24 protein-coding genes are annotated in these 22,207 nt (G+C 44.3%); 14 read left to right on the top strand and 10 right to left on the bottom strand.

Going from position 1 to position 22,207, the window contains the following annotated elements:
* The 7 genes from Q384_RS07360 to Q384_RS07330 form a co-directional block, all read left to right on the top strand.
* Positions 1-279: transposase (locus Q384_RS07360; protein WP_037586942.1), on the top strand; the 279-nt coding region annotated here is incomplete at its 5' end.
* Positions 280-675: 396 nt separating this feature from the next.
* Positions 676-1,482, top strand: a complete 807-nt coding sequence (locus Q384_RS07355; protein WP_037586941.1) for an NUDIX domain-containing protein — start codon at positions 676-678, stop codon at positions 1,480-1,482.
* 87 nt (positions 1,483-1,569) lie between these two features.
* A complete protein-coding gene (ptsN, locus tag Q384_RS07350; RefSeq protein WP_037586940.1) occupies positions 1,570-2,019 on the top strand; it encodes a PTS IIA-like nitrogen regulatory protein PtsN in 450 nt (149 codons plus the stop codon).
* Positions 2,020-2,035: 16 nt separating this feature from the next.
* Complete coding sequence (gene hprK / locus Q384_RS07345; protein ID WP_037586939.1) at positions 2,036-2,998, top strand: HPr(Ser) kinase/phosphatase; 963 nt, start codon at positions 2,036-2,038, stop codon at positions 2,996-2,998.
* Entirely contained in the window at positions 2,979-3,821 is an 843-nt protein-coding gene (gene rapZ / locus Q384_RS07340) for an RNase adapter RapZ (protein WP_037586938.1), read from the top strand. Before hprK ends, rapZ begins: the two co-directional genes overlap by 20 nt.
* A 138-nt stretch (positions 3,822-3,959) precedes the next feature.
* The gene (gene grpE, locus Q384_RS07335; protein WP_084224429.1) at positions 3,960-4,529 is read left to right on the top strand and encodes a nucleotide exchange factor GrpE; all 570 of its coding nucleotides are present in this window, start codon (positions 3,960-3,962) and stop codon (positions 4,527-4,529) included.
* A gap of 71 nt (positions 4,530-4,600) precedes the next feature.
* Positions 4,601-4,828, top strand: a complete 228-nt coding sequence (locus tag Q384_RS07330; protein WP_037586947.1) for a sulfurtransferase TusA family protein — start codon at positions 4,601-4,603, stop codon at positions 4,826-4,828.
* A gap of 250 nt (positions 4,829-5,078) precedes the next feature.
* On the opposite strand, the gene rnc is transcribed toward Q384_RS07330, so the two are convergent.
* Complete coding sequence (rnc, locus tag Q384_RS07325) at positions 5,079-5,834, bottom strand: ribonuclease III (protein ID WP_051940655.1); 756 nt, start codon at positions 5,832-5,834, stop codon at positions 5,079-5,081.
* A gap of 173 nt (positions 5,835-6,007) precedes the next feature.
* On the bottom strand, positions 6,008-7,981 hold the full coding sequence (locus tag Q384_RS07320; RefSeq protein WP_037586937.1) for a cation:proton antiporter domain-containing protein: 1,974 nt from the start codon (positions 7,979-7,981) through the stop codon (positions 6,008-6,010).
* 486 nt (positions 7,982-8,467) lie between these two features.
* Here Q384_RS07320 and yajC point away from each other — a divergent pair, with 486 nt between their 5' ends.
* The 6 genes from yajC (at position 8,468) to nfsA (ending at position 14,697) form a co-directional block, all read left to right on the top strand.
* The gene (yajC, locus tag Q384_RS07315) at positions 8,468-8,764 is read left to right on the top strand and encodes a preprotein translocase subunit YajC (RefSeq protein WP_037586936.1); all 297 of its coding nucleotides are present in this window, start codon (positions 8,468-8,470) and stop codon (positions 8,762-8,764) included.
* 184 nt (positions 8,765-8,948) lie between these two features.
* Positions 8,949-10,805, top strand: coding sequence for a protein translocase subunit SecD (gene secD / locus Q384_RS07310; RefSeq protein WP_037586935.1), 1,857 nt, complete (start codon positions 8,949-8,951; stop codon positions 10,803-10,805).
* A 5-nt stretch (positions 10,806-10,810) separates the two neighbouring features.
* A complete protein-coding gene (secF, locus tag Q384_RS07305) occupies positions 10,811-11,746 on the top strand; it encodes a protein translocase subunit SecF (RefSeq protein WP_037586933.1) in 936 nt (311 codons plus the stop codon).
* Positions 11,747-11,863: 117 nt separating this feature from the next.
* Positions 11,864-12,325: a CYTH domain-containing protein gene (locus Q384_RS07300; RefSeq protein ID WP_037586931.1), complete on the top strand. Its 462-nt coding sequence runs from the start codon at positions 11,864-11,866 to the stop codon at positions 12,323-12,325.
* A gap of 88 nt (positions 12,326-12,413) precedes the next feature.
* The gene (gene hemL, locus Q384_RS07295; RefSeq protein ID WP_037586929.1) at positions 12,414-13,700 is read left to right on the top strand and encodes a glutamate-1-semialdehyde 2,1-aminomutase; all 1,287 of its coding nucleotides are present in this window, start codon (positions 12,414-12,416) and stop codon (positions 13,698-13,700) included.
* A 250-nt stretch (positions 13,701-13,950) separates the two neighbouring features.
* Positions 13,951-14,697, top strand: a complete 747-nt coding sequence (gene nfsA, locus Q384_RS07290; protein ID WP_037586927.1) for an oxygen-insensitive NADPH nitroreductase — start codon at positions 13,951-13,953, stop codon at positions 14,695-14,697.
* A gap of 349 nt (positions 14,698-15,046) precedes the next feature.
* On the opposite strand, the gene Q384_RS12675 is transcribed toward nfsA, so the two are convergent.
* The 4 genes from Q384_RS12675 to Q384_RS07270 all read right to left on the bottom strand — a co-directional run bounded on the left by Q384_RS12675 (position 15,047) and on the right by Q384_RS07270 (position 17,826).
* Positions 15,047-15,343 carry a hypothetical protein gene (locus Q384_RS12675; RefSeq protein WP_051940653.1) on the bottom strand — a complete coding sequence of 99 codons (297 nt, stop codon included), beginning with the start codon at positions 15,341-15,343 and terminating at the stop codon, positions 15,047-15,049.
* Positions 15,344-15,377: 34 nt separating this feature from the next.
* A complete protein-coding gene (gene rpoH, locus Q384_RS07280) occupies positions 15,378-16,229 on the bottom strand; it encodes an RNA polymerase sigma factor RpoH (RefSeq protein WP_037586925.1) in 852 nt (283 codons plus the stop codon).
* Between the two features lie 117 nt (positions 16,230-16,346).
* Positions 16,347-17,231, bottom strand: a complete 885-nt coding sequence (locus Q384_RS07275) for a DMT family transporter (protein ID WP_037586923.1) — start codon at positions 17,229-17,231, stop codon at positions 16,347-16,349.
* A 175-nt stretch (positions 17,232-17,406) separates the two neighbouring features.
* Entirely contained in the window at positions 17,407-17,826 is a 420-nt protein-coding gene (locus tag Q384_RS07270) for a YccF domain-containing protein (RefSeq protein WP_037586920.1), read from the bottom strand.
* A gap of 417 nt (positions 17,827-18,243) precedes the next feature.
* On the opposite strand from Q384_RS07270, the gene Q384_RS07265 reads away from it, so the two are divergent.
* Complete coding sequence (locus Q384_RS07265; protein WP_037586919.1) at positions 18,244-18,912, top strand: DUF4328 domain-containing protein; 669 nt, start codon at positions 18,244-18,246, stop codon at positions 18,910-18,912.
* A 235-nt stretch (positions 18,913-19,147) separates the two neighbouring features.
* Here Q384_RS07265 and Q384_RS07260 read toward each other — a convergent pair whose 3' ends face one another.
* The 4 genes from Q384_RS07260 to Q384_RS07245 all read right to left on the bottom strand — a co-directional run.
* A complete protein-coding gene (locus Q384_RS07260; RefSeq protein WP_037586916.1) occupies positions 19,148-19,693 on the bottom strand; it encodes a cysteine hydrolase family protein in 546 nt (181 codons plus the stop codon).
* 83 nt (positions 19,694-19,776) lie between these two features.
* On the bottom strand, positions 19,777-20,532 hold the full coding sequence (locus Q384_RS07255; RefSeq protein ID WP_051940651.1) for a pseudouridine synthase: 756 nt from the start codon (positions 20,530-20,532) through the stop codon (positions 19,777-19,779).
* Positions 20,529-21,680, bottom strand: coding sequence for a THUMP domain-containing class I SAM-dependent RNA methyltransferase (locus Q384_RS07250; RefSeq protein WP_037586943.1), 1,152 nt, complete (start codon positions 21,678-21,680; stop codon positions 20,529-20,531). Before Q384_RS07250 ends, Q384_RS07255 begins: the two co-directional genes overlap by 4 nt.
* Positions 21,681-21,925: 245 nt before the next feature.
* Positions 21,926-22,207, bottom strand: a 282-nt coding sequence (locus Q384_RS07245) for a transposase (protein ID WP_037586914.1), incomplete at its 5' end; no start/stop codon positions are given.

Here is a 22,207-nt window from a genome sequence, read left to right as displayed (position 1 = left end):
AACAAATGGCCGCTTTTGTCGGCGTATTTCCGTTATCCTGAAGCGATACGCAAACCGATTTACACCACCAATGCGGTGGAAGCGGTACACCGTCAATTCCGCAAGCTGACCAAAACCAAAGGTGCGTTTCCCAATGAGGACAGTCTGCTGAAGCTTTTGTATGTCGGCATCAATAAGGCATCAGAAAAATGGACGATGCCCATACAGAATTGGGGGCAGGCGGTCAGCCAATTTTCCATTTATTTCGAAGGAAGACTCGATGATATAATCAAACTGTAGGATTTAACACTGACACAGAATTTTGAACGCCCTCATCTGCATGAAAAATCTAATCCGGAATATGTTAATAAAATCAAGGCAGCCAGTAAAGAATTGGCTGATATTTGGTGTGGAACGTAGTTTGACTGCAATTTGAAATTATCTTACTATTTCACAGCCAGCAATTAATCCATTCTGAATTAAATGATAAATTGACTAAATTCTTAATTTAAGCTTCCTTGCTCGTTTTATGCCACTATCTTGTTCTGAGCTTGTGCTAATCAATACAAAGAAACTCGAAGCCACCCAAACCGCCTTGTGCAAACCTCAAACAACACTGGACAGAAGAAAATATCTTCTCAACGATACAAACCAACCAGGCCCAGATTATTGACTTTTGATAACGGAACACATTTGATGAATCAATCACCAAGAAATACTGTTAATGTCGCAGCAGGGATATTGTATCGTGATGACGGTGCATTTTTATTAAGTTCACGTCCGCAAGGTAAGGTATATGCAGGGTTCTGGGAATTTGCCGGCGGAAAAGCGGAAAGCGGTGAAAGTATTTTTGCCGCGCTGCAGCGCGAGTTCCACGAAGAATTGGGCATTTCCATTACCCATGCCACACCGTGGCTCACTCGCATTCACGATTATGAACACGCTCGCGTTGCGCTGTATTTTTACCGCATTGCTGCCGACAGCTGGCACGGTACAATCCATGCACGTGAAAGGCAAAATTTTTGTTGGCAGCAAGCTGATGATGTGCGTGTTTCTCCGCTTCTACCCGCCAATGAACCTATTTTGACGGCATTGGCTATTCCGAATCAACTTTCAGGCAGCCTGAAAACCGGTTTTTTCGGCTATTCAAAAATGGGAAAACGTTTTGATGTGTGGCCTTGGCAGCGTATGGAAAATCATCATGCACAAATTGTTTTTGCATTTGATGAACGTGATCGCATACGTTCTTTACCGAGCGGTATGCGTGTGTGGCTGGCTATTGACCACGCCGAACAATGGCGTTGGGTACAAGACGCTGATGCGGTTGTGTGGCGAGTACAAAACGCAAATGATGCACAGGCTTTGCTGGCGGTATTGACTCATGGTGTTGCCGTGCCGGTTTTGCCTTTGGCTGATGATGTATTGTTGCGGCAATACGGCGCAGCATGGCTGGCAACGGGTGCACATGGGTTAATCAAAAATGAAACAATTGCAGTGGTGTAAAGGCGGGCTTGTGTAAATTTTTTTGAATATATGCAAGCAAGGCAGTACAATCCACTCTCTTGAAAAATCACTTGCAGGACAGAGTGAATGAGTTTAATCGGCAGTATTTTGCCTGCGTCGCATATCTTATTGGATTTGGACGTAAGCAGTAAGAAACGTGTTTTTGAGCAAGCGGGCTTGTTGCTGGAAAACGAGGCGGGATTAAGTCGTGCAGAAGTATTTGATTGTTTGTTTAACCGCGAAAAACTGGGCAGCACCGGTTTAGGGCACGGCGTGGCAATTCCCCACGGTCGGCATCCGGCGGTGAAAGACACGGTTGGTGCGTTTATCCGCTTGAAAGAACCGGTGTCATTTGACGCACCCGACGGAAAACCTGTATCTTTGGTATTTGTGCTGCTCGTTCCCGAAAACGCTTCCGGTAAACATTTGGAAGTCTTGTCTGAATTGGCCGGAAAATTTTCTTCCAAAACCGTGCGCGACGCACTGATGACGGCACAAACGCCGGAAGCCGTTCGTTTGATTTTGATGACTGATTAACCGCAGGTCTTTATTTATGCCCAGTATTTCCGTTCGCCGCTTATATCAAGACAATCAAAGCAAACTCAAATTGGCATGGTCAGCGGGAACGGCGGGGGCGGATAATCGCATCGCCATAGACGGTGATAAACCCATTTTGGCACTGGTTGGACATTTGAATTTTATTCACCCCAATCAAATACAGGTTTTGGGCGTTGCTGAAGTCGAATACCTCAGCAAACTGGAAACCGGCGACATCAAAACCAGCTTTGATGAGCTTTTCAATCTGCCGATGACACTGATTATCGTTGCCAACAATTTAGCCGTGCCGTATATGCTGCGCGACTATTGCCACACCCGTAACGTTCCCTTGCTCACTTCCAAAATTGAAAGCCCGTTTTTAATGGACGTGCTGCGTATCTATTTGCAGCGTTCCTTGGCGGCATCTACGGTGAAACACGGTGTATTTTTAGATGTGTTTGAAGTGGGTGTATTGATTGTGGGTCAATCTGGCTTGGGAAAAAGCGAATTGGCTTTGGAATTGGTTTCGCGCGGACATGGTTTGGTGGCAGACGATGCCGTGGAGTTATATCGTATTGGTCCTGAAATTTTGGAAGGACGCTGTCCGCCGATGCTGCGTGATTTTTTGGAAGTGCGCGGTTTGGGTGTGTTGAATATCCGCGCCATTTTCGGTGAAACAGCGGTGCGCCCCAGACAACCTTTGCAGTTGATTATCAATCTGGTACCGGCAGACGATGATTACATGCAAAACCTTGACCGATTGAGTATTCAAAGCGAAACACAGAGTATTTTGAATGTGGCGGTGCGCAGTGTTACTCTGCCGGTAGCGGTGGGACGAAACTTGGCGGTATTGGTGGAAGCGGCAGTCCGTAATTATATTTTGCATATGCGCGGCAAAGACAGTACCAAAGAGTTTTTAGACCGTCATACCGCAGTGTTAAAAGAGGAAAACGATGCCCATGAGAATCGTACTGATTAGCGGTTTATCCGGCTCGGGCAAATCCATTGCATTGCGGCTTTTGGAAGATGTGGGTTTTGTTTGCGTTGACAATCTGCCCGCACCGATGTTGCCGGATTTAATGCGTTATTACGAAAAAAAAGGCATTGAACAATTGGGCGTGAGCATTGATATTCGCTCACGTTTTCGCTTCAGTGATGTCTGCCATTGGATTGATACCGTCCGCCGGCAAGGACATCGGTTGGACATCGTGTTTTTAAATACCGACGATGCTGTTTTACTGCGCCGCTTTTCCGAGACCCGCCGTAGCCACCCCTTGGCAAACGAGCAAAAAACCCTGTTGGAAAGCCTCGCTGCCGAGCGCGGTTACATGCAGCCTTTGCAAAATATTGCCTACACAGTGGACACATCTTTGCTCAATGCCCAGCAATTGCGCCACTTTATTCAGCAATGGCTGAATCTGCCCGTTGCGCCCTTACGCATTGTATTAGAATCGTTTGGCTTTAAATTCGGTGTACCTTTGGGTATGGATTTCGTGTTCGATGTTCGTTCTTTGCCAAACCCTTTCTATGATCCTGTTTTGCGTCCATACACCGGCTTGGATTTGCCCATTAAAGATTATTTTTCTGCACAAACCATTGTGGCAGATATGATTGACGATTTGGAATATTTCCTGAAACGCTGGTTACCGAAAATGACTGAAGAAAGCCGCAGTTACGTCAATATCGGCATTGGTTGCACCGGTGGGCAGCATCGTTCGGTGTATGTTGTCGAATCGCTGGCAAAGCGGCTGGCGGATTACGCTGTTTTGGTGCGGCATCGTCAATTACTACCCGTTGTTTAAACACAAAAAAACAACCGCATTTCACTCAATTGCTCATTTTTTTATTTCAGGCAGCCTGATTTAAAATGCGGTTCATATACTTGAAAGAGTGGGGTTATATACCCATTTTTATCAAAATCACACCGAAAGGAAACATTGATGCAAACAGAAAATCAAAACAACACAACATTTAATGAAGAATTCCCGGAAAATAATCTCATCGCAGAAGAAATTCCGCTTGATTTAGAAGCGCCCACCGTAGAATTGCTGCAAACACAAATTCAAGCATTGGAAACACAAATCCAAGAAGAAAAATTACGCGCCATGGCGGCAGAGCAAAACCTTCGCCGCCGCCATGAAGAAGAATTGCAAAATACCCATAAATTTGCCGGTCAAAAATTTGCGGCGGAGATGCTGCCGGTTAAAGATTATTTGGAAATGGCATTGCAGGATCAAAGCGATAATTTTGATGCCTTAAAAATGGGTGTACAAATGACTTTAACCGAATTGCAAAAAGCGTTTGACAATACTCGCATTACTGAAATTAACCCGCAAGCTGGCGATAAACTTGATCCGCATAAACACCAAGCCTTGCAAGCGGTAATCAGTGAACAAGAGCCGAATACTGTGGTCAGCGTGATGAAAAAAGGCTATGCCTTAGCTGACCGTGTATTGCGTCCCGCTATGGTGGTGGTATCAAAATCGGCACAAACTGAAACCGAAGCCTGATTTCGTGCGCATTACAAAAAATCGGAATAAATTAATATCAAAAATGCAGAGCAAATACCATGTCTGAAGACATCTCAGGACAAACCTTAGACCTTTGCGGTTTAAGGTGTCCTTTGCCTATTTTAAAAACTAAAAAAGCATTGGCAAGCATGCAAAGCGGCGAAATATTAACGGTTTGGGCAACCGATGCTGTTGCACCTGATGATTTCGCTGCCTTTTGCCGCCAAACAGGACACCAATTACTGTCATCGGCAACACCGAAAGAAGGTGTGTTTGAATTGGTAATTAAACATCGTTGATTTTTAATGAAAATAAAAATTAGTCAGCAGCATTTGATTTTTTATTTGTTGAGAACACTGAATATATTTTCATAAGCCGTACAGTCGCTGTTCCTAAAAAATGTACCGCAACGCGGCAATTCACTATATGACTAAGCTGTAAATAAGTGGATTGCTACGTTGCTTCTATTTGTGTCAATGAATGGCACTGTGGAATTTTAAAAAATGCAGTATTCCTGCCATATTAGATGCCAAAGCATTACCAATATTTTTATCGGCGTTTACTCACTTTATAGTCAGCTAAAGACGGATAATTTTCTTTCAGCCATACCAAAGCTTGAGCTGCGGCGTCTTGTTCTGCTTCTCGGCGGCTTCTGCCTTCTGATTCAAAGCAGCGCGCCAACTCACCCAAATCGCACTCCACCCGCAATTGTTGCTCATGAGACTTACCGGTTTCACCGATGATGCGGTATTTGGGCAATTCCATTCGCCGTGCTTGCAGGAATTCTTGCAGCTGGGTTTTGGCATCTTTGCCGCTCAGTTTCGGATCTAGCGCATGTACACGCTTGGCAAACAGGCGATTGATAGTGGCTTCGGCATCATGAATATCGGTATCAAAACTGATGGCTGCAAAAATGGCTTCCAACGCATCAGCAAGAATTGATGATCGCTGAGTGCCGCCGCTTCTCAGCTCACCCGTTCCCAAAAACAAACCATCGCCAATATTTAATTCGGCAGCGATTTCTGCCAGCATTTCTTGATTAACCAAGCTGGCGCGCATTCTGGATAAATCACCTTCACTTAATGTAGGAAAGGCTTGGCACAGCATTTTGGCAATGCCATAATCCAAAATGGCATCACCGATAAATTCCAAACGCTCGTAATTCCGAGCAGAAAAACTGCGGTGTGTCAGTGCTTGGCGCAATAATTCAGGCTGCCTGAAAGTATATTGCAATTGTTGCTGAATACGTGCCAGTGCGGCTTTGTGTCTGGGATTAAGCGCGGGGAGGGGGGGTAAATCGATCATACTGATGTGGTTTTCCAATGGTTTTTTAATGGTTATTCTTATGTAATATTAAAGCATCTGCTTTGTTCAAGCCAGCAGCGAGGAAGTGATTCGGCAAATTGCTTTAAAGAGCAATACAGCATATAGATTGACTGAAAGCAGTGTCTCTATATGCTTTTCAGGCTGCCTGAAACCTAATTACTGCCTTGTAATGCCCAATTTTCAAAAGCAACAATTTTATCGCGTTGCCCGAGCAATACCAGCGTATCTTGTGCTGCAAAGCGAAAATCATCATCGATATGGCGCAGTTGAGCAGTATTACGTCTCACAGACAGCAATTTGACATTCAGTTTATCCAATGGGCATTTATTTTTTTCTCTACCAACCAAAAACGCGCCAGGCGGCAAGGTGAACGCATAACGATTCAGGTAGCCTGATTCATCGCTGTGAAAATCATCATCGCTGCCGGCAAATAAGCCTTCTAAGGCTTGATAGCGATTTTTACGCACCTGATGCATGGTGTGATAAACCCGTTCAAACGGCTGTCCCATGCCCAATAATGCTTGGCTTGCCAGCATAAGGCTGGATTCTTTGGTATCAGACACCACATAATCCGCGCCTAAATCGGTAAATGCCTGAATATAATCATCATTGGTAATGCGTACAATCACGGGCATGGTGGGTGCAAGGTGCATAATGTTATTGAGAATATGCTGGCTTTCGTGCATGTTATTAATGGTGATTAACACCATTTTGGCACGCTTCAATCCCGCTGCCTGCAACACTTCACGGCGTTTGGCATCACCAAAAGTAACCGGTTCACCGGCAGCGCGGGCGGAAGCAACGCGTTCGGCATCCAAATCAAGCGCGTAATACGGCGTGTTTTCCTGCGTTAAAATTCGAGCCACACTTTGTCCACCGCGTCCGTAGCCGATAATCAAGATGTGATCGGTTTTACTCATGGTCTCGATTAAAATATTATGCAAATTAACGGCTTGTTCGTCCCAGCTGCGTTTTACAAAAAGCGAAAGCACTCTGTCAATGCTGTTTATAATCAGCGGCGACACCATCATTGACAGTAAAATCGCCGCAATCGCTGTTTGCTGCAAATTCGATGGAATTAAGTTCATATTGCCGCCCACCGCCAGCATCACAAAGCCAAACTCACCGCCTTGTGCCAAATACAACGCGGTTTTGATGTTGTCAATGTTGTCGTGCTTCATGTATTTGCCAATGGCAAAAATCACCGCCGCTTTTAAAATCAACAGCATTGCCAGTAAAGACAATACCATTTGCCAAGCCGTTTGCAAAACTTGAATATCCAGCTTCATGCCAATGGTGATGAAGAAAAAGCCAAGCAGGATGTCTCGAAAGGGGCGAATGTCGTCGTCCACCTGAAAGCGGTATTCTGTTTCGGAAATCAACATGCCTGCCACAAACGCGCCCAAAGCCATGGACAATCCCGCCAGCTCGGTTAAATACGCCACACCCAAAGCCACCAGCAACACATTGATCATAAATAGCTCACTGGATTTGGTTTTGGCAATTGCGCGAAACCAAGGTGTCATGATTTTGTGCCCCAGTGCCAGCAACAGCGTTAAAGTAATAACCATTTTAAGCAGTGCCATATCAATGGTAAACCACAAATGCTCACTGCTTTCCGCCATTGCCGGAAACAAAATCATTAAAGGCACAACGGCGATGTCTTGCATCAACAAAACACCCATAACCATTTGTCCATGAGGCAAGCCCAGTTCATTTTTCTCTGCCATGATGCGGCTGACAATGGCAGTGGACGACATGGTGAGTGCGGCGGCAAGTGTAAACGCCCAAGTCAATGCCACGCCCATGAGCATCAAAATTCCCCACATTGCCAAAATGCTGAGCAAAACTTGCATACCGCCCAGCCCCAATACCAAGCGGCGCATGGCTTTGAGTTTACCGACGGAAAACTCCAAACCAATGCTGAACATCAGAAACACAATACCGATTTCGCCAAGAAAATCAGTAGCGGGGGATTTGGGAATTAAATTCAGCAAGCCCGGACCGGCGATAAAACCAATAACCAAATAACCCAGTATCACAGGAATGCGCAAACGTCGGCAGATAATAAATGCCGACACCACGCCCAGTAATACCATCACCATATGACCCAAAGAAAAATGCATAAAAAATCCGGCAGCTAATGTTTTTTGTTGATTAAATATCGGGCATTGCCCGAAAAATATATTTTATGGAACAATAAAAATTTCAAAACTCATAAATAGTGCGGTAATACCGTAATTCAAGATGAGACTGCTCTGCGGTACAAAGTATCTTACGAATAGAACCTGAATATCTTATCAAATTATTATAGCAAATATAAATTATTGATTATTCATTAAATTTATAAAAACATGTTATAAAAAAGCATATATAAGGAATTCTATAATGAAAGAAGCCGTTGCAGCAGGCAATACCGCACTTTTTTTGCTTGCTTGGAAAAAAATGCCGTTGCCAGTACAATAAGCAATTGTCTGTTTTTCGTTGCTACTTTTTTATCAAGAAAAACAACCAAGTTTACAAATACAGGGTATAGATAAAAAACCCAAGGCCAATAACAAAAAATTTAATTACCTCTTATTTTAATAAACCCCTGAATGGAGTACACCCCAATGATTGATTTTGCTTACGCCGCCGATGCCGCCGCGCCCAATGCCTTGATGCAATTTGCACCACTGGTGGTTATCTTATTGATTTTTTATTTTTTGATTATGCGTCCGCAGCAAAAAAAATTCAAAGCACACCAACAAATGCTGTCTGAATTAAAAAAAGGCGATAAAGTCATCACCAGCTCCGGCATTGCCGGCAAAATTACCAAAATCGGTGATCGTTTTTTCGGCGTGGAAATTGCACCAAATGTTGAAGTGGAAGTGGAGCGTTCTGCCGTCAGTAACAAAGTTGAAGCATAATCTTAACTTGTTTGTGTCCACGCAAGACGATTCAACCAACCTTGCGTGTTGTTCAGCCGTATTCGCTCAGATTTGCGGCTTTTCATCTGAATGAACTCGGCAGAAAAATGATTTCAGGCTGCCTGAAACAGCGTATCTGCTGTATTTATCACCATTTTACCCTTTTCAGAAAGCAAAGTGGTTTATGAACCGTTATCCCTTGTGGAAGTACCTGCTGATTGCCACAATCCTGATATTGGGTTTGCTCTATACCGTGCCAAATTTTTTCGGTGAAATTCCGGCGGTGCAGGTTTCCACCAACCGCCAGGCGATACGCATTGATGAGCAAACCGAAAACACAGTTAAACAGGCTTTGGCAGCCGCCAATATTGCCGATAAAGGCATGTTTATTGTTGACGGCAGCCTGAAAGTACGTTTTGGCGACACCGAAACCCAATTAAAAGCGCGTGATGCGATTGAAAACAGCTTAGGCGACGGTTACATTATCGCCTTGAATTTATTGGCAAACACACCCGAATGGATGGCAAAAATCCACGCCAAACCGATGTTTTTGGGCTTAGATTTGCGCGGCGGCGTGCATTTCACCATGCAGGTGGACATGGCAGCCGCCACTGAAAAAACGTTAGATCGTTATTCGGGCGATATTCGCCGTGAACTGCGTCAATTAAAAATCCGCAGCGGACAAATCAGTAAAAACGGCAATACATTAACCGTTCCGTTTCAAAATACGGCAGATTTGGAACAAGCTCTGCCTGAATTGCGCAAATTCATGCCCGATGCGACTTTAACCGCGCAAAACGATCGCTTAATCGTGAGTTTGAGTGAAGCGGCGTGGAATAGGGTGCGTGAAGACGCCGTCAAACAAAACATCAATACATTACACAACCGTGTTAATGAATTGGGTGTTGCCGAACCGGTGATTCAGCAAGCCGGTCCTGACCGCATCGTGGTGCAATTACCGGGTGTGCAAGACACCGCAAAAGCCAAAGACATTATCGGGCGCACCGCCACGCTGGAAGTACGCATGGTTTCGGACGACCCGACACAATTACAAGACGCAATGCTCGGCAATACACCGGCGGGTTTTGAATTACTGCCTTCTGCAGGTGCCGGTCCGGCAACGCTCGTGAGTAAACAAGTTGAATTAACCGGCGACAACATTAACGATGCACAAGCCTCTTTCAATGAACACGGGCAACCCGGTGTCAGTGTCAATTTTGACGGCACAGGCGCAAGTATTTTTGCTGACCTCACCCGCAATAATGTCGGTAAACGCATGGCAATGGTGTTAATTGACCAAGGTAAAGCCGAAGTGGTTACTGCGCCGGTAATTAATGAACCAATTCTCGGCGGGCGCACCATTATTTCAGGCAGCATGACTACTCTGGAAGCACAAGATACTGCTTTATTACTGCGGGCCGGTTCACTTGCCGCACCGATGAAAATTATCGAAGAACGTACTATTGGTCCTTCTTTAGGTAAAGAAAATATTGAAAAAGGCTTCCACTCCACTTTATGGGGCTTTGTGGCAGTTGCCTTGTTCATGATGGTGTATTACCGCATGTTCGGAGTGTTTTCAGTATTGGCATTGTCATGCAATTTATTATTTTTGGTGGCATTATTATCCATCCTTCAAGCAACCTTAACTTTGCCGGGCATTGCTGCCATTGCCTTGACTTTGGGCATGGCGATTGACTCCAATGTGTTGATTAACGAGCGTATTCGTGAAGAATTGCGTAACGACAATTCGCCGCAAATGTCGATAAACGCCGGTTATCAACATGCGTGGAACACCATTGTTGATTCCAACATCACCTCACTGATTGCCGGTATTGCGCTTTTGATTTTTGGCTCGGGTCCGGTTCGCGGTTTTGCAGTCGTGCATTGCTTGGGCATACTCACCTCAATGTTTTCATCGGTGGTGGTGTCTCGTGCTTTTGTTAATTTGTGGTATGGCCGCCGCCGCAAACTGAAAACCTTGTCTATCGGGCAGGTTTGGAAACCCGATGCTGTACCCACATTGCCGAGTGCGAAGGATTAAATATCATGGAATTTTTCAGAATCAAACGCGATATTCCGTTTATGAGCTACGGCAAGCTCACCACTGCAATTTCGCTGATTACCTTTATTTTGGCTGTGTTTTTTCTGGTTACGCGCGGACTGAATTACTCGGTGGAATTTACCGGCGGCACGGTAATGGAAGTGGAATACAGCCAAAGTGCCGATCTCAATCAAATTCGCAGCCAATTGGCAAGTCTTAATCTGGGTGAAGTGCAAGTGCAGGCTTTGGGTACGAATAAACACGTGTTGATTCGTCTGCCCAATAAAGAAGGCATTGATTCAGGGGTTTTATCCAACCGTGTGATGGATTTACTCAAACAAAATCAAACCGACATCACCTTACGTCAAGTGGAATTTATTGGTCCGCAAGTGGGTGAGGAACTGGTTACTCATGGCTTATTGGCACTGTCAATGGTGATTATCGGCATCATTATTTATTTGTCGATTCGCTTTGAATGGCGGTTTGCCGTGTCCGCGATTATTGCCAATATGCACGACGTGGTGATTATTTTGGGTTGCTTTGCCTTTTTCCGCTGGGAATTTTCGCTCACTGTATTGGCGGGGATATTAGCGGTATTGGGTTATTCAGTAAATGAATCGGTGGTGGTGTTTGACCGTATCCGCGAAAACTTTCGCAAGCCGCAGATGCGCCATAAAACCGTGCCGCAGGTGATTGATAATGCGATTACATCAACCATCAGCCGCACCATCATCACGCATGGTTCTACCGAAGCAATGGTTTTGTCCATGCTGGTTTTCGGCGGTGCTGCGCTGCACGGATTTGCTATGGCACTGACCATCGGCATCGTATTCGGTATTTATTCTTCGGTTCTGGTTGCCAGCCCATTGCTGTTAATGTTTGGCTTAAGCCGTGAAAACATTGCCAAGCCTCAGAAACGCAAAGAAGAAGCCGTGGTGTAGGGGAGGCAGGCTGCCTGAAACTATTCCGCAAATCAATCAACAGTATTGCTGAATAAATGCAATGCTGTTGATTTGTCGTTTAAAAATCTCAGATAATGTTATTGGTTGATGTGTTTTATGCCTATTGAAATCGAACGCCGCTTCTTAGTAAACGGCAATAAATGGCGAGTGTTGGCAAAGCCGCAGACTTTGCGTCAAGGCTATATGAAAGTGGATAAAGAATGCAGCATTCGGGTACGCATTACCGACGGTGAAGCATGGTTGACTATTAAAGGCTTTATCACCGATGTGTCGCGTCATGAATTTGAATATCCGATTCCGCTACTCCACGCAGAAACCATGCTGGCTGAAATGTGTCCGTTTAAATTAGAAAAACATCGATATCACATTGAACACTGCGGTTTTATTTACGATGTGGACGAATATTTCGGCAATAATGCCCCTTTAGTGGTGGCAGAGATTGAATTGCCAAACGAAAATACCTTATTCGCCAAGCCCGAATGGCTCGGAGAAGAAATCACCCATGACGGGCGATTCAGCAATGCGTATTTAAGTAAACATCCGTATGCGCAGTGGTAAAAAAATACATATTTAAGGCTGCCTGAAACCCAAATCCGTTCAATTTCAGAAAATTGAATTCAGGTAACACATTAAAAAAAGGACAATCATGAACCGTAATGAGCAACTCTTTGAACAAGCCAAAAAGGTCATTCCCGGCGGCGTCAATTCGCCTGTACGTGCATTTGGCAGCGTTGGCGGCATACCGCGTTTTATCAAAAAAGCGCAGGGTGCCTATGTATGGGACGAAAACAATACCCAATACATTGATTACGTTGGTTCATGGGGTCCGGCAATCGTTGGACACGCACACCCCGAAGTCATCGAAGCTGTGCGGACAGTGGCTTTGGACGGCTTATCATTTGGCGCACCCACCGAAGCCGAAATCCGCTTAGCAGAAGAAATTATCCGTATTGTGCCCAGTGTTCAGCAACTGCGCTTGGTCAGCTCCGGTACTGAGGCTACGATGTCTGCCATACGTTTGGCACGTGGTTTCACCGGACGCGACAACATCATCAAATTTGAGGGTTGCTATCACGGGCATTCAGACAGCCTGTTGGTCAAAGCCGGATCGGGTTTGCTGACTTTCGGCAACCCCAGTTCAGCAGGTGTTCCCGCCGATTTTACCCGTCATACATTGGTGTTGCCATACAATGATGTTGAAGCCTTGCAAAAAACATTTACCGAAATTGGCAGCCAAATTGCCTGTGTGATTATTGAACCGATTGCCGGCAATATGAATATGGTGCAGCCCACCCCCGAGTTTCTGCAATCTTTGCGTTCTCTTACCGAGCAACACGGTGCCGTATTGATTTACGACGAAGTGATGACCGGTTTTCGCGTTGCTTTGGGCGGTGCACAATCTTTGCACGGCATCACGCCCGATTTAACCACCATGGGTAAAGTCATCGGCGGCGGTATGCCTTTGGCGGCATTTGGTGGACGCGCCGACATCATGGCATGTATCTCACCCTTAGGCAGCGTTTATCAAGCGGGCACACTTTCAGGCAACCCTGTTGCTGTCGCCGCAGGGCTAAAAACCTTGGAAATTATTCAACGCAAGGGCTTCTATGAAAGTCTGAGCCTCCATACCCAAGCGTTATGTCAAGGCTTTGATCAAGCAGCCAAAGAAGTTGGTGTGGCATTTTGCAGCCAAAACGTAGGCGGTATGTTTGGTTTGTATTTTGCCGAACAAGTTCCGCAGAGTTACACAGAAATGTCCCGTAGCAACACCGAATACTTCAAACAATTTTTCCACGGTATGTTAGACCGACACATTGCATTTGGTCCATCAGCTTTTGAGGCTTGTTTTATGTCAGCGGCACACACCACAGAAAACATTGCCGATACCGTTGGCGCGGCAGCAGAAGTGTTTACAAAAATGGTACGCGGATAATTGATCATGACACAGATGAACCGCAATACAGTAGTTCATCTGTTTTGGCAGGCTTTCAGGCAGCCTGAAAAGGCATAGCTGAACTGCTTTACTTTTTTATCATACAGCAATCCAAAACAATCAAGTCTTGTACGGCAGAAACCGGAATGGAAAGCTATATCCATGTGCAAAAAATAGTAGCTTGGCTATTATGTATCAAGTAAATCCGCTGTTTTTATCACTCTATAAAAGTGTTACCAAAGGAACGAATATGTCATATCAAACACCATTAAGCAGTACCAGTAAACCCACTTTAGAAACCATTTATCAACATCGCTCCATTCGTAAATTTACCGATGAATCGGTATCACCAGATGCCATGGCTGCCATTTTAGAAGCAGGGCGGGCGGCTTCATCGTCCAGTTTTATGCAAGTTATTCATATCATCCGCGTAACCAATGCCGATATTCGCGCCCAATTGTGCGAAGTAGCATCTAATCAAAAATACGTCAAAGAAGCCCCTGAATTTTTAGTGTTTTGTGTGGACTATGCCAAACACAAAACCTTAGTTCCCGAGGCTCAAGTGGATTGGCAGGAAGCCCTGATTATCGGTGCAGTGGACGCAGGCATTATGGCGCAAAATTGCTTGTTGGCAGCAGAATCTCTGGGCTTGGGCGGTGTTTATATCGGTTCACTGCGCAATGATATTGCTCGCGCCGCAGAGTTACTCAGGCTGCCTGAATACACCGCACCTCTGTTTGGCATGTGCATCGGACACCCCGCGCAAAACCCATTGTATCGTCCGCGGCTACCGCTGGATTTAATCACCAGCGAAAACCAATACCGCAAGATGGACAGCGACAAAATCGCTCAATACGAAATTGATTTGGCAGACTACTACCAACGCCGCAGTGGTTTGGATTTAAACTGGCAGAAAGCCATTGCCAATAATTTCACTAAACCCGTTCGTCCGCAAATATTACCGTTTTTGCAAGAAAAAGGGCTGGCAAAGCGGTAAATGAAAAATACGCTCAGAGAAAAATGGCGAACTTGACCTCGCCGTTTTATTTTGTGCATAAATATATAGCTGTACTATTATTTTTTCAAAAAAGAAAACATAGCCTATTCAGCAGATTTCAGATAATTAGCCGTAATTTTTCTGGCTAGTCATTTTGAAAAATTTAATAGTTTAGCTATAGCTTTTCATTCAGGTTTCTATTGTGTAAGGTTTGATTGCTTCGGATTGTTGCGTGATGAAAGATGAAAAAAGTAGCTTAGCTGTAATATTGAATTGCAGGGAAAAGGAAAGCAGATATTAATAATTTAACATAATATTTATTATGCGAAATTCAATAAACCATGAATAATCACCAATGCCGGAAATAAAACCGCGCGCCGCAATCAAGGCTCATTCTGCGACCAATCGTTAAAATCAATTTCTCAAAATACAGCGATTTCACCCGTTCGGTATGCCGGCATGATTTCCTGCCCAATTCCAAACCCGCAATGATTTCAAGCGGTTCTATCGCTAAGGTGTCGGCAATCTCTAAGATGAATGCCAGCGGTAGCCGCAAACGTGTTTCTTCAAAGACTTGATACAGAGGGTCTGCTGACGCAATAAGTCGCTGTAAAACCGGAAATGCACACGCTCGCTTCTGTATCAAGCCGCTTTATTTCTTGACGCTAATGAGAATGACCTCAGGCAACCTCCGCCGCCAAAAAGCTGCGTAATTTTTGCATGGCTTTCACTTCAATTTGACGAATCCGCTCGGCAGAAACACCGTATTGATTTGCCAACTCATGCAAAGTTAAACCGCCGTCATCAGCCAGCCAACGGCTTTCCACAATATGACGGCTACGTTCGTCCAATTGAATCAGTGCATTTTGCAAGCCTTCAGTTTGCAGTGCGTAATGCGCTTTTTTGGCAATTATCTGAGTAGGTTCGCTGTCGTTGTCTGCCAGCCAATCAATGGGGGCAAAGCTGTCTTCATCATCATTTTCAGAAACAAGGGCAAGGTCTTTACCGGTCATGCGCTGTTCCATTTCCAGCACTTCCGATAACTTCACGCCTAAATCATCGGCAATTTCCTGCGCTTCTTTATCGCTCAGTGCAGACATGGATTTACGCATACTGCGCAGGTTAAAAAACAATTTGCGTTGTGGTTTGGTCGTGGCAACGCGCACCAAACGCCAGTTGCGCAAGATAAATTCGTGAATTTCGGCTTTAATCCAGTGAATGGCAAATGAAAACAAACGCGCACCATGACCCGGTTCAAAGCGTTTAACCGCTTTCATCAAACCAATATTGCCTTCCTGAATCAAATCAGCTTGGTTCAGACCATAACCATCATAGCCGCGGGCAATGGAAACCACCACGCGTAAGTGCGATAAAATCAATTTTTTAGCCGCTTCCAAATCACCATGCAAATGGCGTTCGGTTAATTCATTTTCTTCCTCTGCACTCAACAAAGGAATACTGTTGATTGTGTGAATATATTGTTCTAAGCTGCCATGCCCTGTGGGTATGGGTAATGCAAAAGCAGAAGTCATAAATTTATCCTTTATAAATCCCGAGTAATTCTATCGGGTATTTTATCACACACACGACATAAACACAGCCTATTTACCTGATTAAACATAACTTTGCTGACTGTACCTTCTCAACACTCAAGCTGTTTTTTTAGTCTGCTGTGAACCCAAATAAATGGCAAATAGCGTGATAATCGCACCCAGCCACTGCCATGCCGTAATGGATTTATGCAATAAAAAATAATCAATTACCAAAGCGGCAATTGGCTCACTTAGTAGCAACAAACCTGTAATCGTCAACGAAATCAAAGGAATGGAATAGGCAATTAACCCCCACGCAAAACACTGCATCACCACACCATAGACAATCACCCAGCCCCAATCAGATAATGAAGACGGAAAAAAATTACTGCTGTTCAGCAGCAAAGACGGTAGTAATAACACCAGCGAGCCACCAAGGCTCACTAAAAACATCAACGGAAAAAGTGCTGTAGATTCAGCAATATATACTTGACGAATACACGCCATTGATGCTGCCAGCATCGCACCGGAAACCAAGCCGATAAAAATACCGTAACCACCGTTGATATTGTGTTTCAACTCCGGCTCGGCAATCAATACCACCCCAACAAAAGCAATCAATAAACTGATTTTTTGTAAACGGCTTTGTCTTTCACCAAAGAAAAACCAAGCAATGGCGGCAAGAAAAAATATTTGCAGACTGTTAAGTAAAGTGGAAATGCCCGGGCCGACTGCGTAAATACTTTCATGCCAAAATGCCAAATCAAACCCCAAAAATACACCTGACAACAGTGCAAACCGCCGTGCTTTGGTATTTTCAGGCAGCTTTTGTGCGTAATAACGCATCAACAACCAAAACACGCTGCCGGCAATCACCAGCCGCCAAAAAGCAATGGCAAATGCGCCGACATCAACAAACTTAACAATCAAACTGCCCAAACCAAAAACCACACAACCAATAATTAAGCTGTGCGGTGCATATTTTTGCGGAATCAGCGGCATCAAAATTCCTTTTAATCACAGATACAGCAAAATCACTACTTCAGGCAACTGACGCAACAACAATCATTTTGGATACTAAAACTCAACAAAAAGTGAATTGTTGTGCATTTACCGACAACAGCAAAGTATGATTTGAGCGGCAGCAGGCTACCTGGAAAGCCGTTTTCTGAAAATTTTAAATTAACGGCTGCCCTGTTTTCTTATTGATAATGGTTTTACCCACCGGTGCGAGAGAAAGCGCGGCAAATTTAATATGTTGCCATGCAAACGGAATACCAATAATGGTAACCGCATTTACAATAGCAAAAACCACGTGCGCCAATGCCAGCCACCAGCCCGCAAAAATAAACCATACCACATTGCCCAAACAACCCAAACTGCCCGTACCAATATCGTCTTTGCCGGTTACATCACGCCGATTCACCGCTTGCTGCCCAAACGGCCACAGCACAAACCAGCCAATCACAAAGCATGCCCGCGCCCATGGAATACCGATAATGGTAATAACCATAACGATGCCGGCCAGCCACCAACCCAAAGCCATCCAAATGCCACCCAACACGACCCACAAAATATTCAGCAAGAAATTCAACATATTGCTTTCCTATTAGTTACTTAACTTGTAAGAAGATTGTGTTTATCCAAACATCAGATCCCAGCGGCACTGATTTTTCAACAGAAGCCGCTAAAACCAAGGGGCAACACAATAATAAAGAAAAAACACCGTCATGATTTTAAAAACAGACCGTTATATAATAACAGTCATTTGTATATGGTAATACAAAGAAGAAAGTATATGTCAATCCATTTTTTACCCGCCGCTACTCCCCTTTAATCCAAGACTCATGACAGGCACATAAGGCAGTACGATGTTACCGCCACGGCGTGCCAACTGCTTTATTAAAGCCGAGAACCAATAGATTACGGCAAACATCACCGCCTCACTTTTCGCCCAAGTGGTGCGTGTACCACACGACCGCTTAATTTAGCCGTAGACACCAAGGAGAACAAGATGACTCAACAAAGCAACACTTTCATTGATTCGACTAAACTAACAAAGTGGACTAAGTGGTTCTTGTATCTCCAAATTGCTGTTACCGTCATCGCATTGATTTCAGGAGTGTTTGAATATCAATTTCTCAATGATATTAAGAACAGTGTTTATACATCACAAGCCCAAGCTGTTGCGGCGGCTGAGGCAAGCGATTCACGGCAACAAATGATTGGAATCATTGAGCTCGCCATTTATGTGGTATCGGGTATCCTTATTTTAAAATGGATACACCGCGCCAATTTCAATGCACGGCAGCTCGGTGCATCTGAAATGGAGTTTACCCCGGGTTGGTCTATTGGATGGTATTTCGTTCCCTTTGCCAACTTATGGAAACCATACCAAGCAATGAAAGAAATATGGAAGGCGAGCATCAGTCCACAAGATTGGAAAAACCAAACTGTTCCATCACTTCTGGGATGGTGGTGGTTTTTTTGGATTGTTTCCAATATGCTCGGAAACGCGTCTTTCCGTATGGCACTGAGGGCAGATCAGATTAACGAGTTGATCACGGCAAACATTGTTCTCCAGCTTTCATACGTAATGGATATACCATTGAACCTTATCGTGCTGGTGATGGTAACCAAGATTTATGAAATGCAAATGGCTCAATACAAACATCGTATCTAACAACAGCGTTAACTTGGGCGGTAAAAAGCGACACTCCTTCGTCGTTCTGCTTTTTGCCACCAGCCATACTGAACGTCAGCCAACACCATGAGCATTATTTCTTTGGTATGATCGTATTTAAAAAGTAACATCGTGATTTAATAATACTTTTAAGAAATAACTTTTATTGACTTCCATTTATTTTATATTTTTGAGACTTCTACCTACCCAATGGGATTATTTTCCCTAAATCAATTCAATAAACATTTGCTCCGAGTGTATTTGAAAAATGATTTAAGGCGAACTGATGCCCTTTTGGGTCAAAACTTGCAACGGCTTCTTGAGGGATATTGATTTTATAGCCTAAATTATAGGCATCAACTGCTGTATGCAGCACGCAAATATCAGTGCAAACCCCAACTAGGGTAATCTCTGTAATACCACGTTCCCGCAAGCGAATATCTAAATCAGTGCCCGAAAAAGCAGAATAACGGCGTTTGTCCATAAAATAAACATTGTCGTTTCCCTTGATTTCATCATATAAAATTTTTAGGCTTCCAAATAACTGACGTCCTTGGCTGTCTTTTAAATTGTGGTGTGGGAATAATTTTATTTCCGGGTGATATTTATCTTTTTTTTCATGTAAATCCATTGCAAAAACCACAAAATCGCCTTGATCATGAAATTTTTTAACTTCTTCCACCAGGCTTTTTTCTATTCTTTGCCCCGCTACTCCTGTTGTTAAAGCACCATCGGTTGCGACAAAATCATAAGAATAATCTATTACAATAATTGCTTGCATTTTTTATCAGCCAATCTTTGAGTTGATTGTTTTTTATTTTAATCAATTTATCATTTTCTTTGTAAAACACATAGAAAATACTTTTAAAACTGTTCATTGGGTAATAAATAGCGCCATTTTCCCGCAGGCAGAGCCCCCAATTTTACTCGGCCAACACGTACTCGTTTTAGTCCCGTTACCCGCAAACCAACCAATTCACACATGCGGCGAATTTGGCGTTTTTTGCCTTGTTTGAGAATAAAGCGCAGCTGATCTTGGTTTTGCCAAGTTACTTTGGCAGGACGCAGGGCTTCGCCATCCAAGCTCAATCCGTGATTTAATAAAATTAATCCCTTTTCGCTTAATTGCCCGTTTACGCGTACCAAGTATTCTTTTTCAATTTCGCTGTTTTCACCAATAAGCTGTTTGGCAATTCTGCCGTCTTGGGTGAGTACCAACAAACCAACAGAATCAATATCCAAACGCCCTGCGGGGGCAAGGTGGCGGCTGTGATCTGTTTGAAAACGTAAGGGACTGCTGTCTTCTGCCCAGTGGTTTTCAGAGGTAATCAATTCGGCAGCGGCTTTGTAGCCTTTTTCCGCTTGCGCACTGACGTAACCCACAGGTTTATTCAATAAAATGGTAACACGCTGTGCCTGTTGCTGATGGGCTTGGCGCATCAAATCAATGCGGTCATTGGGGCGTACTTTCTGCCCCAAAACAGCCGTTTGTCCGTTTACCTTTACCCAACCTTGTTCGATGTAGCCGTCTGCTTCACGGCGCGAACATAAACCCAATTGCGCCATGCGTTTGGATAAGCGCATTTCTTCGGCTACTGATGTATCGTCGATGTGTGTCATTTTGTATTCCGATTGGAGCCGGTAACCATGTCCAATAAAAATAATCGGCAATCCAAATTACCGTTGAACAAAGGAATTTTACGTTTGGGATTTAATCGCATAAGTTTTGGCATATCGCGGTCAGCAGTGAACATGCCGATAAGCCAGCCGCTGAAATATTGTTTCAGCCAGCTGCCCAGTTGTGGATACAGGGCATGAAGGGCTTGGATTTCAGAAAGACGCACACCATAAGGCGGATTGCTGATCAGTATGCCTGTATCACCGTTTGGGCGGGTATCAATGGCATCGCACACTTGCCAGTGAATCAGATCACTCACCTCGGCATTGGCGGCATTGTCTTCTGCCATACGTACTAAACGGCTGTCAATATCGCTGCCATGTATCGGCGCAGATGCGGTACGGATGGCTTTGCTTGCCGTATGCCGTAAATCTTGCCACAGAGCAGCATCAAAATGACGCCATGCCTCAAAGCCGAAACGGCGATTCAATCCCGGTGCGCAGCGACTGGCAATCCAAGCCGCTTCAATGGCAATCGTACCACTGCCGCAAAACGGGTCCATAAATGCTTGGCTGCCGTCGTAACCTGCTGCTAACAGCAAACCCGCCGCCAAATTTTCACGCATCGGTGCATCACCGCTGTCGCCTCGGTAGCCGCGTTTAAACAAGGCTTCTCCGCTGCTGTCCAGATAAATACTGACGTGTTGGCGTTCGATAAACACATACACGCGAATATCGGGCGCAGCTTTATCTACATTGGGGCGTTGTCCGCAAGCATCACGAAAATAATCACACAACGCATCTTTGACTTTGAGTGCGGCAAAATTCAGGCTATTGATTTGGGCGTGTTTGCCTTCTATTCGGATTTTGAAACTTTGTTCTGCCGAAAACCAACGTTGCCAATCGATTTTCCGCGATAAGGCATAAATATCATTTTCACTGCGAAACGCACTGTGTGCCAATTGCAATAATACCCGTCCGGCAGTGCGGGCATGCAGGTTGATGCGGTAAATACCCGCCAAATCACTTTGGCACAATACCCCGCCGTCTTGAGTACTGATATTGTTCACGTTTAACTGTGTTAATTCCGCTGCCAATACATTTTCCAAACCGCGCGGACAGGTAACAAACAAAGGAGAAATAGTAGAAATCATGGTGTTTTTATAAAGGCTGCCTGAATGCGGTTAGGAAAGAATTTTCAGTAATACAGAATAACGGTGTGGTTGGCATAAATTGGCATACAAAACACCCCATTACGGCTGAGTTTGTTACTGTGCAAAATGAACAATGCGGCAATCCGTTTTTGAAATCGGTCAAAACAGTAAAATGGATTGCCGCACAATACTTAATAATAAAAGTAGGGACAAGACAACCAAACAAGGTAAAAACAAGACAACTAAATTTTCTCGGTTCTAAACCATTTAAGCAAGATTTTATAGATATTTTGCTCTCTATGGTTAAAACGAAACTCAGTTTCTTTAAGATGAATTTCAAATAAGTGCTTATGAATACCTTTAAACTTCGCCAAGCGGTGTTTAGCGAAGCCCCAAAAGCTTTCAATACCGTTTACATGATTGCCCTTACCGTCGGAAAATTCATCATTACCATGATTGACACGAAAATGCTTTTCAAAACCCACATCAACCAAACCGTCGTAACCGCGCCAGCCATCTGTATG

This window comes from Stenoxybacter acetivorans DSM 19021 (genome assembly GCF_000745895.1).
Taxonomy (GTDB): domain Bacteria; phylum Pseudomonadota; class Gammaproteobacteria; order Burkholderiales; family Neisseriaceae; genus Stenoxybacter; species Stenoxybacter acetivorans.
The sequence above is the reverse complement of the archived record's forward strand: the minus strand, read 5'-3'. Positions and strand labels throughout refer to the sequence as shown.